Source organism: Acinetobacter sp. 22301 (assembly GCF_052045285.1).
In the GTDB taxonomy this organism is placed as follows: domain Bacteria; phylum Pseudomonadota; class Gammaproteobacteria; order Pseudomonadales; family Moraxellaceae; genus Acinetobacter; species Acinetobacter pittii.
In genome coordinates this window covers 103,040-121,652 of record NZ_JBQEOR010000010.1, presented here as the reverse complement: position 1 = coordinate 121,652, position 18,613 = coordinate 103,040, and the positions used below count along the sequence as shown (strand labels likewise).

The 18,613-nt window shown below is 41.8% G+C and carries 17 protein-coding genes; 15 read left to right on the top strand and 2 right to left on the bottom strand.

Annotated elements, in window-relative coordinates; all coding sequences use genetic code 11:
• Positions 1-175: 175 nt before the first annotated feature.
• From ACTJJH_RS14820 to bfmS, 3 genes are read left to right on the top strand one after another with little or no spacing between them, the layout of a single operon-like run.
• A complete protein-coding gene (locus tag ACTJJH_RS14820; RefSeq protein ID WP_031945032.1) occupies positions 176-358 on the top strand; it encodes a hypothetical protein in 183 nt (60 codons plus the stop codon).
• Positions 355-1,071, top strand: coding sequence for a response regulator transcription factor BfmR (gene bfmR / locus ACTJJH_RS14815; protein ID WP_000076440.1), 717 nt, complete (start codon positions 355-357; stop codon positions 1,069-1,071). The genes ACTJJH_RS14820 and bfmR overlap by 4 nt, the downstream gene beginning before the upstream one ends.
• A gap of 32 nt (positions 1,072-1,103) precedes the next feature.
• On the top strand, positions 1,104-2,753 hold the full coding sequence (bfmS, locus tag ACTJJH_RS14810; protein ID WP_002120020.1) for a sensor histidine kinase BfmS: 1,650 nt from the start codon (positions 1,104-1,106) through the stop codon (positions 2,751-2,753).
• Positions 2,754-2,774: 21 nt separating this feature from the next.
• Here the strand turns inward: bfmS and ACTJJH_RS14805 are convergent, their stop codons facing one another.
• On the bottom strand, positions 2,775-3,128 hold the full coding sequence (locus ACTJJH_RS14805; protein WP_002120022.1) for a hypothetical protein: 354 nt from the start codon (positions 3,126-3,128) through the stop codon (positions 2,775-2,777).
• 92 nt (positions 3,129-3,220) lie between these two features.
• Positions 3,221-4,639, bottom strand: coding sequence for a sensor domain-containing diguanylate cyclase (locus tag ACTJJH_RS14800; RefSeq protein ID WP_063098186.1), 1,419 nt, complete (start codon positions 4,637-4,639; stop codon positions 3,221-3,223).
• A 425-nt stretch (positions 4,640-5,064) separates the two neighbouring features.
• On the opposite strand from ACTJJH_RS14800, the gene ndhC reads away from it, so the two are divergent.
• The 12 genes from ndhC (at position 5,065) to nuoM (ending at position 18,612) form a co-directional block, all read left to right on the top strand.
• The gene (gene ndhC, locus ACTJJH_RS14795; RefSeq protein WP_002120061.1) at positions 5,065-5,616 is read left to right on the top strand and encodes an NADH-quinone oxidoreductase subunit A; all 552 of its coding nucleotides are present in this window, start codon (positions 5,065-5,067) and stop codon (positions 5,614-5,616) included.
• 6 nt (positions 5,617-5,622) lie between these two features.
• A complete protein-coding gene (locus ACTJJH_RS14790; protein WP_002120034.1) occupies positions 5,623-6,300 on the top strand; it encodes a NuoB/complex I 20 kDa subunit family protein in 678 nt (225 codons plus the stop codon).
• A gap of 84 nt (positions 6,301-6,384) precedes the next feature.
• The gene (gene nuoC / locus ACTJJH_RS14785; RefSeq protein WP_002120052.1) at positions 6,385-8,172 is read left to right on the top strand and encodes an NADH-quinone oxidoreductase subunit C/D; all 1,788 of its coding nucleotides are present in this window, start codon (positions 6,385-6,387) and stop codon (positions 8,170-8,172) included.
• Between the two features lie 13 nt (positions 8,173-8,185).
• Complete coding sequence (gene nuoE, locus ACTJJH_RS14780; protein ID WP_002120040.1) at positions 8,186-8,695, top strand: NADH-quinone oxidoreductase subunit NuoE; 510 nt, start codon at positions 8,186-8,188, stop codon at positions 8,693-8,695.
• Positions 8,692-10,023: an NADH-quinone oxidoreductase subunit NuoF gene (gene nuoF / locus ACTJJH_RS14775; protein ID WP_002120030.1), complete on the top strand. Its 1,332-nt coding sequence runs from the start codon at positions 8,692-8,694 to the stop codon at positions 10,021-10,023. The genes nuoE and nuoF overlap by 4 nt, the downstream gene beginning before the upstream one ends.
• Positions 10,024-10,034: 11 nt before the next feature.
• Positions 10,035-12,719 (top strand): NADH-quinone oxidoreductase subunit NuoG, encoded by a 2,685-nt coding sequence (nuoG, locus tag ACTJJH_RS14770; protein ID WP_440601349.1) that lies wholly within the window; start codon positions 10,035-10,037, stop codon positions 12,717-12,719.
• Positions 12,720-12,722: 3 nt separating this feature from the next.
• Positions 12,723-13,739 (top strand): NADH-quinone oxidoreductase subunit NuoH, encoded by a 1,017-nt coding sequence (gene nuoH / locus ACTJJH_RS14765; protein ID WP_440601348.1) that lies wholly within the window; start codon positions 12,723-12,725, stop codon positions 13,737-13,739.
• Between the two features lie 18 nt (positions 13,740-13,757).
• Positions 13,758-14,300: an NADH-quinone oxidoreductase subunit NuoI gene (gene nuoI, locus ACTJJH_RS14760; RefSeq protein ID WP_002120012.1), complete on the top strand. Its 543-nt coding sequence runs from the start codon at positions 13,758-13,760 to the stop codon at positions 14,298-14,300.
• Positions 14,300-14,818 (top strand): NADH-quinone oxidoreductase subunit J, encoded by a 519-nt coding sequence (gene nuoJ, locus ACTJJH_RS14755; RefSeq protein ID WP_014205902.1) that lies wholly within the window; start codon positions 14,300-14,302, stop codon positions 14,816-14,818. Before nuoI ends, nuoJ begins: the two co-directional genes overlap by 1 nt.
• Positions 14,818-15,126, top strand: a complete 309-nt coding sequence (nuoK, locus tag ACTJJH_RS14750) for an NADH-quinone oxidoreductase subunit NuoK (protein WP_000529822.1) — start codon at positions 14,818-14,820, stop codon at positions 15,124-15,126. Before nuoJ ends, nuoK begins: the two co-directional genes overlap by 1 nt.
• A complete protein-coding gene (nuoL, locus tag ACTJJH_RS14745) occupies positions 15,123-17,012 on the top strand; it encodes an NADH-quinone oxidoreductase subunit L (RefSeq protein ID WP_002120008.1) in 1,890 nt (629 codons plus the stop codon). Before nuoK ends, nuoL begins: the two co-directional genes overlap by 4 nt.
• Before the next feature lies 1 nt (position 17,013).
• Complete coding sequence (nuoM, locus tag ACTJJH_RS14740; protein WP_108011837.1) at positions 17,014-18,612, top strand: NADH-quinone oxidoreductase subunit M; 1,599 nt, start codon at positions 17,014-17,016, stop codon at positions 18,610-18,612.
• The last annotated feature ends 1 nt before the right edge of the window (position 18,613 follow it).

Genomic DNA, 18,613 nt, shown 5'->3' with positions numbered 1-18,613 from the left:
TATGATTTGATGGGAGATAGCATAGCAAAGCTGTTAAAAAACACTTATAGATAACTTTGTGGATAACTCAAAAAACAAACACTTAAATAAATTTAAACTAAACAGAGAAATAATTTGTTTAATATTCATACATTGGAAATATGAATAGAATATGAAATTTAATAACAATAAATAAATCTTAAAAACACGTGAAAATTCAAAGGTTAATAAAATGCAACAAAATACGATGGTCATGTATCAGTTTGGTGAACGCCTACTTGTTTACAATGTAAACGTGTGTATATTGCAAATGATAAACGAATGTATCTGCAAGATTTTTAAGATGCATGAAACGAGATTTATAGGGGCAATGATATGAGCCAAGAAGAAAAGTTACCAAAGATTCTGATCGTTGAAGATGACGAGCGCTTAGCGCGATTAACTCAAGAATATTTAATTCGCAACGGCTTGGAAGTTGGTGTAGAAACTGATGGTAACCGTGCAATTCGTCGTATTATTAGTGAACAACCAGATCTAGTGGTCTTGGATGTCATGTTGCCGGGTGCCGATGGCTTAACAGTTTGCCGTGAAGTTCGTCCACATTACCATCAACCCATTTTGATGTTGACTGCACGTACAGAAGACATGGACCAGGTGCTTGGTTTAGAAATGGGCGCAGATGACTATGTTGCTAAACCAGTTCAACCACGTGTTCTTTTAGCGCGTATCCGTGCACTATTACGTCGCACAGATAAAACTGTAGAAGATGAAGTTGCACAGCGTATCGAGTTTGATGACCTTGTAATTGATAATGGCGGTCGTTCTGTAACGCTAAATGGTGAACTTGTTGACTTCACTAGCGCAGAATATGACCTATTATGGTTGCTTGCATCAAATGCTGGTCGTATCTTATCGCGTGAAGATATCTTCGAACGTTTACGTGGTATCGAATACGATGGTCAGGACCGTTCAATCGACGTCCGTATTTCACGTATTCGTCCAAAAATTGGTGATGATCCTGAAAATCCAAAGCGTATTAAAACAGTACGTAGTAAAGGTTACTTGTTCGTTAAAGAAACCAACGGGTTATAAGGTCTGAATAAACTTCCTATAAGGTTGGTCGAGTGTTTAAACACAGTATATTCCTGCGAATATATGCGGGACTGGTAATTCTTGTTGTTCTGGTTGCTGTCTTTGGTTATTTGCTTGTACAAATTATCAATTATCAACGGGCACAAGAATACCGAGAATCTTTAACCGATGGTATTTCTTATGTCATTAGTGAGGGAGTCGCTCGACAACCAGGGAAGCAGCAGAAAATAGACTGGGTTTCAGATGCGTCAGATTTATTGGAACTTCCAATTTATTATACTGATGCAAGCAAGGTTGAGTTATCTCGTACCGAGAAAAAACGAATCGAAGCTCAAAAATCTGTTGTCCGTTACGATGCCAGTAATAGTATTGCGTATATCATTATTGGCTTGCGTGATGATCCTCAGCACTTTTTATCTATAAAAGTCGACAAAATTACTGAGCGCCAAATGAAGGCTCTCCCTATTTTTGTACTGGATTATTTAATGTTTTATCCGGGGCAAGAACAAGAATATCTTGCCAAGATTCAAAAACATTTCTCTTACCCAATTAATATCTACAATATTCAAGATATTAATCTGGACTCCGAACAAATTGGTCGTTTACGCCAAGACCAAAGCGTCATGTTGTACAAAGATAGTGCGACAGTACGCGGAACAACTATTTCAATCGTCTCTCCAATTCCGAATCAGCCTACACGGGTTCTCGTGCTTGGACCGGTGCCGATGTTTAACTGGATGCCTTTGCAGCTTTCAGCAGGGATTACTTTATTTAGCTTATTTTTGCTGAGTCTAGGTGTCTATGGGTTGATCTTGCCGCTAGAGCGTAAAATTCGCCAAGTACGTTATGCATTAAACCGCATGAAGTCTGGTGATTTGTCATTGCGTGTTCCTATTGAAGGAAGTGACGAAATGGCAAACTTGGCATCAAGTTATAACAACATGTCTGATCATATTCAGCGTTTAATCGAGGCTCAGCGTGAGTTAATGAGAGCGGTATCTCATGAGCTTAGAACGCCTGTTGCCCGTATTCGCTTTGGTACAGAAATGTTGGCGGAAGAAGATGATTACAACCATCGTATGCATCAGGTCGATATGATTGATAAAGATATTGAAGCACTCAATACCTTAATTGATGAAATCATGACTTATGCAAAACTAGAGCAGGGTACACCTTCACTCGATTTTGATGAAATTACTTTATTTGATGTGTTAGATCAGGTTGCGGTCGAAACCGAAGCTTTAAAAACGCAAAAAGAAATTGAACTTGTTGCTCCTCCACTTTATGTAAAAGTAGATGCTGAGCGTCGTTACTTACATCGTGTTGTTCAAAACTTGGTGGGTAATGCGGTTCGTTATTGCGATAATAAAGTTCGGATTACCGGTGGTATCCACAGCGATGGTATGGCCTTTGTTTGTGTTGAAGATGACGGCGCAGGTATTCCTGAACAAGACCGTAAAAGAGTATTTGAAGCTTTTGCCCGTCTAGACGATAGTCGTACACGTGCGTCGGGCGGTTATGGTTTAGGGTTGTCTATCGTAAGCCGTATTGCCTACTGGTTTGGCGGTGAAATTAAAGTGGATGAAAGCCCGACATTGGGTGGCGCTCGCTTTATTATGACATGGCCAGCAAAACGCTTTAAACAGCCTCCTTTAAAAGCCAATAAAAAAGCACCTTCATAAGGTGCTTTTTTATTGATCTATTTATAGTTGAGTCGCATCTGGTTCCAAAATAGGTTTTCCGCTTCTTAAGCTGGTTAACGCATCGGAATTAAAATCGATCAGTAACGAATTGTTTTTTGCATCAATCTGGTATTTTTGAATAAGAGGTTGATCTCCATTAAGCGTTTCTATTTTATATTCATCTGCAATATGCAAAATACCTTCTAGGTTTGTTGTCGTTGACGCAAAATCCTGTCTAAATATTTCATAGACATCCCGCAAGTCAAAAATTGCATTGTTGGCATCTGGATGTTTGTGAATATAGCTTTCTATATGTCGCACCAGTAATTGTGCAAACAAGTAGTAGTTTGGTTTATGCGTATATTCTAGAGTCATGCATTTTTCTCCTTATTATCTGTTATTAGCATACATGGCAAAACACAGGTTATTGTATAAAATTCATTACACTAGATGATGAAATGAAAAAATTATAAAGAGATAAACACTCGATTACGTCCTTGGCGTTTTGCTTGATATAAAGCGTCATCTGCTTCTTTAAATAAACTTTCAATCGCTCGATGGGAAGATGGGGAATATAAGCTTATCCCAATACTCACCTGTATAAAAATTGGTAATTTCCCATAAATATAAATCGGTTGCTGACTAATTTTAATTCGAATCTGTTCAGCCAGTTCAAATGCACTTTCCTTGGTAGTATCTGCAATAAAAATGGCAAACTCTTCACCTCCAAAGCGACCTAATAAATCATGAGGATGTAAAATATTTTGAATCGTGGTGACACAAGTTTGTAGCGCCCGATCACCGATTTGATGACCATAGTTGTCGTTAACTTGCTTAAAGTGGTCGACATCAAGCATGAAAAAAGCTGAGGTCTTATTTTCTTTTTGTACTTTTTCTTGAAGTAATCTGACCGACTGTAAAAACTGGCGTCGAGTCAGACTTGAAGTTAGTTCATCATGTGCAATGGCATGTTGAAGCTTTTGAATTAACTCTGAATGCAAAACACTAATACTAGAAACCGTAAGTGGGGCAATCGTCATCATAATTAACCCAATTCGGATTGAGATCGTATTGCTGAAATATTCGTTTGGATAGAGCAAAAGGTAATGTCCAGAGACATGATAAATAATATAAGCACTGGTAAAGCTAGTAATGAGTGCAACAACAATAGGTTTGTAGCGAATGGCACACCAGATCAGGGCAGCAATCGGGTAGAGCAGCGAACCCGGACCAGAGTCATAATAGCTAGCAGCAATCGAAATAAGCACAGCGCCAAAAGGTAAAAGGTCGGTTGGTTGTAGGCCACGATTTCTTGAAAAGTAATGTTTAACCTGACTATATTGAGGGATGTTCAATATGATAGGTAAAAGAAGCAAGGCATTTTGCAGTTCTGAAGTAAACCAGTAACCAAACTCATCCAGCAAGCCACCAATCATAAATTTGGTATTAAACATAGGCACGAAAGTTGCTGCAAACAATGCACCTACTACGCTACCTATTCCGCATAATCCAAATAAGAAAAGGTAGGAATAACCGCGATAGGCCGCCTTAATATGTTGATTAAAAAACATATAGAGCGCAAACGTAGTAACAACATAAAGAAAGTTTGATGTTGTTAAAACAAGTGTGAGAGCAAATGGAGTGCCCTGAAATAAGTCAGCAATCACATATCCTATATAGGCACCTAAAAATGCGCTTGGTCGGCGTGTGATTGGAAAACGAATAAGCAATCCGAGCAAAACCGAATTGGCAGGCCAAAAGAATGCAAGAAAACTTAAAGGGCGAGATGCAATGCCAATGAAACAACATGTCGCAATAATGAAGCTAAATAGGAGAAAAAATTTAAAAAAGGAGAGAAATGAAAATTCACGAAGTGAGTATGGCATCAGCTGCCCTTAATGATAAATACTCTTATCCAAGAGTAATAAAATATTATGCATGATTAAACATTCATCATAATTCAGAGGAGAAGCTGAATACAATAAAAAACAAACTAATATTATAAAAAAGTAAGTTATAAAAAGTTAATAAGCGCTTCAACTGTGTAAATATTCTAAAATTAAAAAATGAAAAAAATCATCATAAATAAAGAAACAATTAAATAAACCGATTATGTGCTGTGAAACCCCCCTTACAACACATAGAAGAATAGTTTTGTCTAGAAAATCATCCGAAAGACTAAGACGCTTCAACTAGCATGGGAAATTAGAAATCAGGTACAATTGGCGGGATTAATTTTGTGTTTGGTGTATTTGAAGGCCAATACATACATTCTTTGTTAAATAATAGGCCTGCCAGGAGTTATCCCCGCATGAGTGCCATTACTCCATACGACTGGGCGATTATCGCCTTCGTGATCGGCGTTACATTTCTTTGCGTCTTTATGCTCACAGTTCCCTTACTCCTCGGGGGAAAATCGTGGGGACGTGCTAAGCAAGAGCAGTTTGAATCAGGTGTCGTGAGTGCTGGTGGCGCTCGCATTCGCCTGTCTGCAAAGTTCTATTTAGTTGCAATTTTCTTTGTTGTCTTCGACTTAGAGGCGCTTTACCTCTATGCATGGTCTACTTCTGTGCGTGAAGTAGGGTGGTTGGGATATACCACTGTAGTGATCTTTGTCGTTGATTTATTGATTGCGCTTGTTTATGCCTTCTCTGTAGGTGCTTTAAGTTGGTCACCAGCAGATCGCCGTAAATCAGCAGGTGAAGCGGTTAAAATCGGTTCACCAACAATGAACATTGCTGAAATTACACGCTTTAATTCTATTGAAGAGCTCGTAACTGACCCTACAGGCCAGATTCCAGCTCAATCATCAGGTCGTGTTAAGTCAAAAACTACACCTGCATTGTCATCTGAAAAGGAGTAAGTCGGGATGAAATATACTCTGACCCGCGCGAATCCGGATGCTGATCAATACCCATTGCAAGAACGTCAAATTGTGACGGATCCGCTTGAAGAGGAAGTGAATAAAAACGTATTCATGACTCGTTTAGAGGATGTCTTGCATACAGCAGTAAACTGGGGACGTAAAAACTCTTTGTGGCCATTTAACTTTGGTACCTCATGTTGTTACGTCGAATATGCAACGACCTTAACAGGTGTGCATGACTTGTCACGTTTCGGTGCAGAGGTTATCCGTGCTTCACCTCGTCAGGCTGACTTGATGATTGTTGCAGGTACCTGTTTCGTAAAAATGGCACCAGTTATTCAGCGTCTGTATGAACAGATGTTAGAGCCTAAATGGGTCATCTCGATGGGTGCTTGTGCAAACTCTGGAGGTATGTACGACATCTATTCAGTAGTACAAGGTGTAGACAAAATTATTCCTGTTGACGTGTACGTCCCAGGTTGTCCGCCTCGTCCTGAAGCATTAATTCAAGCTTTAATGCTTTTACAAGACCAGATTCAATTAGAGCGACGCCCGCTTTCTGCCGTGATCGGTGATGATCTTCAGCCAGTATATAAGCCAAAGATGATGCCAGAACGTGACCGTAAGAATGCTGAGCGTATTGCCGTTAAAAACTTACGCTCTATGGATGAGATTAAATAATTTTTTGACGGTGTTTTGACATATCTAACTGATATGTTCATCGAGAAAATTGACAGAATTTGTATTAAATAGGAAGCCAAGCCAATGGCTGAAACTGACATTGCTATGCCAGAGTCAACAGCAGTTGATTCACGCCCAGCATTTGCAATCGTAGAAGAGCTCAAAACCAAATTTGGTGAGAACTTTTACGTGCAGGCGACTTTTGAAGAGTTTCCAACAGTCTGGGTCGAGCGCGCACGCGTGCAAGAAGTCCTTATGTTCCTGCGTAAAGTGGAACGTCCGTATGTAATGCTGTTTGACTTATCTGCGATGGATGAACGTTTACGTGTTCATCGTGATGGTTTACCAGCATCTGACTTCACTGTGTTCTATCATTTATTATCGCTTGAGCGTAATAGTGACATTCGTATCAAGGTTGCCTTGAACGAAAATGATCTTAATATTCCGACAGCGACAAATATCTGGCCAAATGCCAACTGGTATGAACGTGAAGCTTACGATATGTTCGGTATCAATTTCGAAGGGCACCCAATGCTCCGTCGTATCTTGTTGCCAACTTATTGGGAAGGTCACCCGCTTCGTAAAGAATATTCAGCACGTGCGACAGAATATACGCCGTACATGCAAGACAAAGCGAAACAAGACTTTGAACAAGAGCACTTACGTTTTGTACCTGAAGACTGGGGTCTTAAGCGTGGTAACGCTGATGAAGACTTTATGTTCTTGAACTTAGGTCCTAACCATCCATCTGCACATGGTGCGTTCCGTGTTGTATTGCAGTTAGATGGCGAAGAAGTGAAGGACTGTGTACCTGATATCGGTTATCACCACCGTGGTGTGGAAAAGATGGCTGAACGTCAAACATGGCATTCTTTCATTCCTTATACTGACCGTGTTGACTACTTAGGTGGTTGTGCTCAAAACATGCCGTATGTAATGGCTGTTGAGCAAATGGCAGGTATTAAAGTTCCTGAACGTGCGCAAGTGATTCGTGTCATGTTGAACGAATTGTTCCGTATTAATAACCACTTATTATTCTGTGGTACGGCAATTCAGGATGCCGGTGGTATGACACCAGTATTCTATATGTTCGCGGACCGTCAAAAAGTTTACGATATTGTTGAAGCAATCACGGGTTACCGTATGCATCCAGCATGGTTCCGTATTGGTGGTACAGCACACGATCTTCCAAACAACTGGCAAAAGCTTGTTAAAGAATTGCTAGAGTGGATGCCTAAACGCTTAAACGAGTACTACACAGCAGCATTGAAAAACTCTGTGTTTATTGGTCGTACGCGTAATGTTGCACAATACGATGCCAAATCTGCGCTCGCATGGGGTGTAACTGGTACTGGTTTACGTGCAACAGGTATCGATTTTGATGTACGTAAATATCGTCCATACAGCGGCTATGAAAACTTCGATTTTGATGTGCCGGTTGAGTATGAAGGCGATGCTTATGCACGTGTGCTTGTTCACTTCCGTGAAATTACCGAGTCGCTAAAAATTATTCAACAGTGCTTGGATAACATGCCTTCTGGTCCATACAAAGCGGATCATCCATTGGCTGTTCCACCACCGAAAGATAAGACATTACAAGATATTGAAACCTTGATTACGCACTTCTTGAGCGTTTCATGGGGTCCTGTCATGCCAGCGGGCGAGTCATCATTTATGACTGAAGTGGTTAAAGGTGCAAGTACTTATTACTTGACTTCAGATAAAGCGACTATGAGTTATCGTACTCGTATTCGTACACCGACGTTTACTCACTTACAGCAAATGCCTTCAGTGATTAACGGAAGTTTAGTATCTGACTTAATCATTTATCTGGCGACCATTGACGTGGTTATGGCTGACGTGGATCGCTAAGAGGTAACACATAATGATGATTTTGACTGATAAAAAACCACGTGTGAATGTCGAAGGGATTTTGACTGCGGAAGAAATTCACGAAATCGAACATCACATTGGTCACTATCCATACCCTCGTGCAGCCTCTTTGGATGCATTGAAGTGTGTACAGCGCCGTAATGGTTGGGTAGATGACGCTCAAATGAATGCCATCGCACAGTTGTTGTCGATGAGTGTTGCTGATTTGGAAGGCGTTGCAACATTTTACAACCGTATCTATCGCCATCCGGTAGGTCGTCACGTAATTTTACTTTGCGACTCAATTGCTTGCTTCTTAATGGGTGCAGAAACTCTTGCTGAAGCATTCCAGCGTGAATTAGGAATTCAGTATGGTCAAACGACACCAGATGGTCGTTTTACATTGCTTCCAATTTGCTGCCTAGGCAACTGCGACAAAGGCCCAACTTTAATGATTGATGAAGATACTCACGGTTTAGTCGAAGTGACATCAATTAAACAGTTATTGGAGAAGTATGTATGAATACTGAACCAAAACCAATTTATGGCGACGGTAATCCGGAAACTCATCCGCTTACTTGGCGTTTAAGTAAACAAGAAGCGGTACGTAGTGCTGATGATTACGAAGCACTTGAAGGTTATGCTGGCTTTAAAAAAGCTTTAGGCATGAAACCTGCTGAAGTGTTAGATGTCATTAAAGCTGCAACTGTAAAAGGTCGTGGTGGTGCGGGTTTCCCTGCGGGTATTAAATGGTCATTGATGGCACCAAATGATGGTGGTCCACGTTACTTGATCTGTAATGCCGACGAAATGGAACCGGGTACCTTTAAAGACCGTTTGTTGATGGAAAAACTTCCACATCAATTGATCGAAGGGATGTTAATTGCGGGTTATACCTTAGAAGCAACTCAAGGTTATATCTTTATCCGTGGTGAATACATCGAGGCTGCTCAATATCTAAATGAAGCATTAGAACAGATTCGTGCTAAAGGTTATTTAGGCGAAAATATCTTAGGTTCTGGCTGGAATTTTGATCTGCATGTACATACGGGTGCAGGGCGTTATATCTGTGGTGAAGAAACTGCATTGATTAACTCGCTTGAAGGCCGTCGTGCTAACCCACGTACTAAGCCACCGTTCCCGCAAGTTGCAGGAGCATGGGGTCGTCCGACGATTGTGAACAACGTTGAAACTTATAACAACTTGCCAGCAATCATGCTTCGTGGACCAGAGTGGTATATCGGCTTGTCAGCGGGTAAATCAAAAGATCCAGGCACTAAAATTTATGGTGCATCGGGTAAAGTTAAATTCCCAGGTCTTTGGGAATTGCCGTTTGGTACAACTGCACGTGAAGTAATTGAAGATCATGCAGGTGGTATGCGTGAGGGCTTAAAGCTCAAAGCATGGTTGCCAGGTGGTGCTTCAACTGACTTTTTACCAGCAGATACCATTGATTTACCAATGGATGCAGACACGATTATGAAAGCAGGTTCTCGTTTGGGAACATGTTTGTTAATGGTAGTAGACGAAACCCAATGTATGGTATCGCTCACTCGTAACTTAGAAGAGTTCTTTGCGCGTGAATCATGTGGTTTCTGTACACCATGTCGTGATGGTTTGCCATGGGCTGTTAAAGCGCTTAAAGCACTTGAAGCAGGCGAAGGTAAGAAAGAAGATATCGACCATTTACAAGAACTAACTCGTAAATTATGGATTGGTAAAACTTTCTGTGCCCATGCGCCAGGTGCGATGGAGCCGCTTATGGGCGCACTCAAACATTTCCGTGGTGAGTTTGAAGCGAAAGTGACGAATCGTCCTGTCGTGCAAACCAGCAACGTAGAACAAGCTTAAGGAATTCGACTATGGCTACAATTCATGTCGATGGAAAATCGTATGAAGTCAACGGCTCGGAAAACTTGCTACAAGCATGTTTGAGTCTGGGCATCGACATCCCATATTTTTGTTGGCATCCATCCTTAGGTTCGGTTGGTTCTTGCCGTCAATGTGCTGTTACGCAATATGCGAATCCAGAAGATACGCGTGGTCGTTTAGTCATGTCTTGCATGACACCAGCATCTGACAATACCTATATCTCAATTGAAGACAAAGAAGCAACGGATTTCCGTGCATCTATTGTTGAATTTTTGATGACGAATCACCCGCACGACTGTCCAGTTTGTGAAGAGGGTGGTCACTGTCATTTACAAGATATGACTGTAATGACGGGCCATGACCGTCGTCGCTACCGTTTTACAAAACGTACCCATTACAACCAAGAACTCGGCTCATTCATTGCGCATGAAATGAACCGCTGTATTGCTTGTTACCGTTGTGTTCGTTACTACAAAGACTATGCGGGCGGTACAGACTTTGGCGTATATGCCAATGCATCTCGTGTTTACTTTGGTCGTCCGGAATCAGGTACTTTAGAGTCTGAATTCTCTGGTAACTTGACTGAAGTATGTCCAACAGGTGTATTTACTGATAAGACTCATTCAGAGCGTTATAACCGTAAGTGGGATATGCAGTATGCACCAAGCGTGTGTCAAGGCTGTTCTTCTGGTTGTAACATTTCTCCGGGTGAACGTTATGGTGAAATCCGTCGTGTAGAAAACCGTTTTAATGGTTCGGTTAACCAATACTTCCTTTGTGACAAAGGTCGTTTTGGCACAGGTTATGTAAACCGTGCAGACCGTCCACGTCAGCCTCAGTTCCGTAATGGTGAAACTGTTGCAACTGTTTCTGTCGATCAAGCTCTCGATCAAGCGATTGCTAAGCTTCAATGCAAAAAAGTTTTGGGTATTGGTTCTCCTCGCGCAAGCTTGGAATCTAACTATGCATTACGTGAGCTTGTAGGCCAGGCAAATTATTCAACTGGTATTGCACAAAAAGAGCAAAAGCTTGTTGAACTTGCTGCATCTATCATGCAAACCGAGGGTATTTACAACCCGAATATGCGTGAAATTGAAAGCTATGATGCTGTTCTGATCTTAGGTGAAGACCTAACTCAAACTGCACCTCGCATGGCATTGTCTGTTCGCCAAGCTGCGAAAAACAAAGCACGCGAAATGGCTGCAAAAACACGTACACCAGATTGGTTAGCTGAGCCTGTACAACGTATTGGCCAAGAAGCAAAATCTCCGGTTTACATTTTAGCTGCAACTCAAACTCGTCTTGCTGACGTTGCAACTGGTGAAGTGGTTGCTTCTCCAAATGACATCGCACGTTTAGGCTTTGCAGTTGCTGCGGCAGTGAATGGTGAAGTTGTAAGTGGTTTAGATGAAGATGCAAAAGCATTTGCTCAAACCATTGCTGACACTCTAAAAGCAGCAAACAAACCATTAATTATTGCGGGTACAAGCTTGCAAGATGCTTCTATTATGGAAGCTGCAGCACAGTTGACTCAGAACTTAGGTTCTAAAGCTGGTTTAAGTCTTGTAGTTCCTGAAGTGAACTCTATGGGCTTGGCATTGTTCGGTGGTTTAAGCCTTGAACAAGCATTTGCTCAAGACTACGACACACTTGTTATTGTTGAAAATGACTTGTTCCGTCGCTTACCAGCTGCACAAGTAAAAGCTGCATTAGATAAAGCTGAAACAGTAATCGTGCTTGATCACAGTGAAACTGAAACTGTGAAACAGGCTGATATCGTTCTTTCGGCAGCAAGCTTTGCAGAGGGTGATGGTACTGTTGTAAGCCAAGAAGGTCGTGCACAGCGTTTCTATCAAGTTTACGATCCAAGCTACTACAAACCTGAATATGCAATTAAAGAATCATGGCGTTGGTTACATGCCATTGAAACTGGCATTAAAGGTAAGGCTGTAGATTGGACATTGCTTGACGATGTAATTGAAAGCATCGTGAAAAATGTACCAGTACTCGAAGCTATCCAAGATGTTGCGCCTGATGCAGGTTACCGTGTACATGGCTTGAAAATCGCGCGTGAACCACGTCGTTATTCAGGTCGTACAGCAATGCGTGCGCCGTTATCGGTTCATGAGCCTAAACAGCCTACTGATCCAGATTCAGCATTAACATTCTCAATGGAAGGTTATGTTGGTCCGCAAAAAGCATCATCATTAGTACCATTTGCATGGGCTCCGGGTTGGAACTCTCCACAATCCTGGAATAAATACCAAGATGAAGTCGGTGGTCACTTAAAAGGTGGTGATTCTGGTGTTCGTTTATTCGATCGCTTGGCAAAACGTCCTGCACGTAGCTACGTTGCTCCAGTGCCAGTAGTTGCAAATCCTGAAAGTTTCCGCTTAGTTCCAATGCACCATATTTTTGGTTCTGGCGAATTCACCATTAAAACACCTGCAATGGAAACTCGTATTCCTGAAGCTGTGTTTGCAGTGGGCGAACAAGATGCAACTCGTTTGAACCTTCAAGAAGGTCAACGCATTACAGTAAAAGCAGGCGAAACAACTGTAAGCTTGCCGGTACAAGTAATTGAATATTTACCTACAGGTTATATTGGTTACCCAGTTGGTTTAGCACCAATGGTGTCACTAGCTGAGCCTGTTTCAGTGGCTTTAGGAGTGTAATTCATGAATCAAGAAATTATACGTCAAACGCCACTTTGGGCTGAGAACTGGCCGATTGCCTATGCTGTCGTTCAAGCAGTTGTGATTTTGCTTGTTGTAGTTTTAGTTGCAGCGTTGATGTCTTTTATTGAGCGTCGTTTACTTGCTTGGTGGCAAGACCGTTATGGTCCAAACCGTGTTGGTCCTGGTGGTATGTTCCAGATCGTTGCCGACATGCTCAAAATCATGTTCAAAGAAGACTGGACACCAAAGTTTGCTGACAAACTTACATTCCGTTTAGCACCAGCTGTTGCAATGGCAACAGCGGTTCTTTCATTCATGGTAATCCCAGTGAGTCCTTCACTGGGTGTTGCCGACATGAGTATCGGTTTATTGTTCTTCATGGCAATGGCTGGTATTGCAGTCTATGCGGTTTTATTTGGTGGCTGGGCTTCAAATAACAAATACTCGTTGCTTGGTGGTTTACGTTCAGCAGCTCAAACTATTTCTTATGAAGTGTTCTTAGGTATTTCATTGATGGGTGTGGTTGCAATTGCAGGCTCATTTAACCTTCGTGAAATTGTTGAAGCACAACGTGATGTTTGGTTTGTCATTCCGCAATTCTTAGGTTTCTTGATTTTCGTAGTTGCTGGTGTTGCGGTAACTCACCGTCATCCATTTGACCAACCAGAAGCAGAACAAGAATTGGCAGAAGGTTACCATGTTGAATATGGCGGTATGAAATGGGGTATGTTCTTCGTTGCTGAATATGTCAACGTAGTACTGATCTCTGCATTGATCGTGACTTTATTCTTTGGTGGCTGGTTAACGCCATTCAATTTAGAAATTCCATTTGTTCCACCATTATTCTGGTTTGTGATTAAAACAGCATTCTTTGTAATGATGTTTGTATTGGCACGTGGTTCTTTAATGCGTCCGCGTTATGACCAAGTCATGAACTTTGGTTGGAAAATTTGTTTGCCATTGGCGTTGGTCAACTTGTTAGTGACTGGTGCTGTGATTCTGATGAATCAGGCCTAGGACAGCAGGGAGTACAAAATGTATAAATTTCTAGCTGGATTCGGATCAATTGTACGTACGTTACTCATGGTGTTTAGCCATGCAACGCGTAAACGTGACACGATTTTATATCCAGAAGTTCCGGCTGAACAGATTGTGCCGCCACGCTTTCGTGGTCGTATCGTATTAACGCGTGACCCTGATGGGGAAGAGCGTTGCGTAGCATGTAACCTATGTGCGGTTGCATGTCCGGTTGGCTGTATCTCACTACAAAAAGCAGAAACAGAAGATGGTCGTTGGTACCCGGAGTTTTTCCGTATCAACTTCTCACGTTGTATTTTCTGCGGTATGTGTGAAGAAGCTTGTCCAACAACTGCGATTCAGCTCACACCAGACTTCGAGTTAGGCGAATATGTACGTCAAGACCTTGTTTATGAGAAAGAAAACTTACTCATTTCAGGTCCAGGCAAATACCCAGACTACAACTTCTACCGTGTAACGGGTATGGCAATTAACGGTAAAGAGAAAGGTCAAGCACAAAAAGAAAGTGCACCAATCGATGTACGGAGTCTATTACCATGATGTGGCCGTTTTATTTGATGGCACTCGTGGCCATCGTTTCTACGGTTCGTGTAGTGACTAACACGAACCCTGTACACGCTCTACTTAGTCTAATTGTTTCATTGCTTGCTGTTGCTGGTATTTTCATGATCGTGGGGGCGCCTTTTGCAGGTGCTCTTGAAATCATTGTTTATGCCGGAGCAATTATGGTTCTGTTTGTCTTCGTAGTGATGATGCTTAACTTAGGTCAACACACCGTTGAACAAGAACGTAAATGGCTTTCTTCAGATGCTTGGGCATATCCAGCACTCATGAGTTTCTTGCTCGGCTTGCTTTTAGTTTGGATGCTTGGTGGTGAATACACCACTATTTCAGCACCGCTTGGGGCACAAGTGATTGGACCAAAAGTAGTTGGTCAAGCACTCTTTACTCACTATTTATTATTGGTTGAAGTTGCCGCGATGTTATTGCTAGCAGCCCTTGTTGCAGCATACCACTTAGGTAAACGTGAACCAGGTGCAGAAGAGGAAAAAGAATAATGGGCCAGATTCCTTTAGAACATGGTTTGATTGTTGCAACCATCCTTTTTGCACTCGGTTTTTACGGTGTAATGGTGCGACGCAACCTATTATTTATGTTAATGAGCCTTGAAATCATGATGAATGCTGCAGCATTGGCATTTGTTCTTGCGGGTAGCGTATGGGCACAACCAGATGGGCAAGTGATGTTCATCTTGATTTTGACCCTTGCAGCAGCAGAGGCATGTATCGGTCTTGCGATTGTCCTTCAGTTCTATCATCGCTTCCATCATTTGGATGTGGATGCTGCTAGTGAGATGCGCGGATGAGTTATTTATATTTAACAGTATTATTTCCGCTAATCGGTTTTATTTTATTGGCGGCAGGACGAGACAAACTCTCTGAAAATGTTGCAGCTGTTATTGGTGTAGGTTCTGTAGGTTTATCTGCATTATTTGCACTCATTGCTGGAATGGCATTTACTACGAGTGGTCAGCAAGTTTTTGTTCAAAACTTGTGGACATGGTTCAATGTTGGCGGTTTTGCGCCGGGCATTAGCTTACATTTAGATGGCTTATCTTTACTCATGATGGGCATGATCACGGGTGTTGGTTTCTTAATCCACATCTTTGCATCATGGTACATGCGTGGTGAAGAGGGCTATGCGCGTTTCTTCTCTTATTTCAACCTGTTTGTTGCAAGCATGCTTGTGCTTGTATTGGGTGACAACTTGGCGTTGTTATTCTTGGGTTGGGAAGGCGTAGGTCTTTGCTCTTACTTGCTAATCGGTTTCTATTATGCAAACCCTGCAAATGGTTGGGCTGCGATCAAAGCGTTTACAGTGACCCGCGTTGGTGACGTATTCTTGCTTATTGCTTTATTCTTGCTTTACCAACAATTTGGTACGCTGAATACTCAGTACATCGTTGAACACGCAGCAGAAGTAATGACGAAGAGTTCGTCACTTACAATCTGGACTGCATTAATGTTGTTCTTGGGTGCTGCTGGTAAGTCTGCTCAAATTCCATTGCAAACATGGTTGGCAGATGCGATGGCAGGTCCAACACCTGTTTCTGCATTAATCCACGCAGCAACAATGGTAACGGCTGGTGTGTACTTATGCTGCCGTCTATTCAGCGTATTTGAACTTGCTCCTGAAGTGATGCAATTCATTTCGGTAACTGGCGCGGTAACTTTGTTAGTTGCAGGTTTTGCTGCACTCGTTCAAACAGATATCAAACGTATCTTGGCTTACTCAACAATGAGTCAGCTTGGCTATATGTTTATGGCTGTAGGTGCGGAAGCTTATCAAGCTGGCTTGTTCCACATGTTGGCTCACGCATTCTTTAAGGCATTATTATTCTTGTCTTCTGGTGCGGTGATTTTGGCTTACCACCACGAGCAAAACATCTTCAAAATGGGTGGTTTGTTCAAACGTAACAAATTCCTGTTTGCTTGTTTCGCGATTGGTGGCGGTGCATTAGCAGCTATTCCATTCTTAACAATTGGCTTCTTCTCTAAAGATGCGATTCTTGGTGAAGTTTGGGTACAAGGTCAATCAGTTGCTTTATATCACACCTTATATTGGGTGGGTGTAGCAGGTGCATTCCTGACTTCAATCTATACATTCCGTTTAATCTGGGTTGTATTCTTTGGTCAAGAAAACACGCCTTACCATGAAATTAAAGGTGCAACTTACTGGGCTCCATTGGGTATTTTAGCTGTATTGTCTACTTTTGTTGGTGCGGTATTAAAAGCACCGGTAGCAGGTATTCTGAATACTGCAAAAATCCCTGAATTCCATGTCGCTGAACAATTTGTAGAGGGCATGCATGGGGCAGAGCACTTAGCAGTAGGTATTGCACTAGTTGGTCTAGTTGTTGGTATAGCATTATTTACATTTGCTTATGGTGCAGTGAAATCATTCGCTCAAACAAGTTTGGGTTCAGGTTTGGCACATATTTGCCGTACCGCTTTTGGTTTTGATGCATTGTATGACATCGTTTTTGTTAAACCTTATTTATTCTTCGCCAAAATCTTTGGCCGTGATCCGATTGACGGTTTGTGGTTAGTTCTTCCTGCACTCGTGAAAGGCGGAAATAGTTTTACAAGCTCACGTCAAACAGGTTCATTGCGTGAATACGCATCAAGCATGTCACTCGGTGTAGTGGTGTTATTGATGATCTTGATCGTTATTCAGGTAGTGGGGAAATAAAATGGAAAACAATTTAATTTTACCCGCGCTGATCCTTGTTCCGTTCATTGCCGGTTTTATTTGTTGGTTAGTCGATAAGCTCGACAAAACTTTGCCACGCTGGATTGCCTTAATTGGTATGCTCATTACTTTGGGCTTAGGTCTTGCACTTTGGCAAAGTGGAACTTATAGCTACGAGTTGGGTTCTAAAATCCCAACTTGGTCTGCTGAGTTCTATTTACCGTGGATTCAATCACTCGGTATTGGCATTCACTTAGCTGTGGATGGTTTATCTTTACTCATGGTGTTATTAACAGCGTTACTTGGTGTACTTGCTGTTGGTTGTTCATGGGGTGAGATTCAAAAGAACGTTGGTTTCTTCCACTTAAACCTATTATGGAGTTTAGGTGGCGTTATCGGTGTATTCTTAGCGATTGACTTGTTCTTGTTCTTCTTCTTCTGGGAGATGATGCTTGTACCAATTTACTTCTTGATTGCGTTATGGGGTCATAAAGGTTCAAACGGTCGTTCACGTGTTTACGCTGCTACTAAGTTCTTCCTTTACACGCAGATTGCCGGTCTAGTGATGTTAATCGGTATCCTAGGTCTTGTAGTTTATGGCTACATGATGACGGGCATGATCGGTTTTGATTACAACTATTTATTAGCTGTAGCTAACCACTTACCTGCAGGCTTAGCTTACGGTTTCATGATCTGTTTCTTCATCGGTTTTGCGGTGAAGTTACCAGTATTCCCATTACATGGTTGGTTACCAGATGCGCATGCTCAAGCACCTACAGCGGGTTCTGTAGACTTAGCGGGTATCTTGATTAAAACAGCTGCGTATGGCTTGCTTCGTTTTGTTATTCCATTCTTCCCGACAGCTTCTGCACAGTTTGCAGACATTGCGATTATTTTCGGTTTGATTGGTATTTTCTACGGCGCATGGTGTGCTTACCAGCAAACTGACATGAAACGTTTACTTGCGTATACGTCGATTTCACACATGGGCTTTATCTTACTTGCAATCTATGCAGGTAATATTTTGACCTTCCAAGGTCTAATGATCATGATGTTGGCACATGGTTTGTCATCAGCTGCATTGTTCATTATGTCTGGTCAAATCTACGAACGTTTACATACACGTGATTTACGTTTAATGGGTGGTCTTCGTGGCCAGCTTCAGTACTTGCCATTTTTCTTGATGTTCTTCGTTGCTGCTCTTGTAGGTGTACCAGGTTTAGGTAACTTTATTGGTGAATTCCTGATTTTGATGGGTTCATTTAATAAATATCCTGTCTTCACGATTCTTGCTTCTATCAGCCTTGTATTTGCAGGTTTATATGGCTTGATCTTGATTCACCGTGCTTTATTTGGTGAACCAAATCCTGAACAAAAGCAACATTACACTAGTCCATTGAAAGACTTATCTGCTCGTGAAGTTAGTATTTTGATGATTTGTGCGATTGGTCTCGTTTGGCTTGGTATCTACCCACAAACATTCTTGGATGTATCTCATTCAAGCATGCAGTGGTTGGTCAATAGTTATGTGCCAGTACAAGAAGTCGTTGAAACTGTTCAGCAAACAGCTACTCAACTTGACCATGTGGAGATCCAATAAT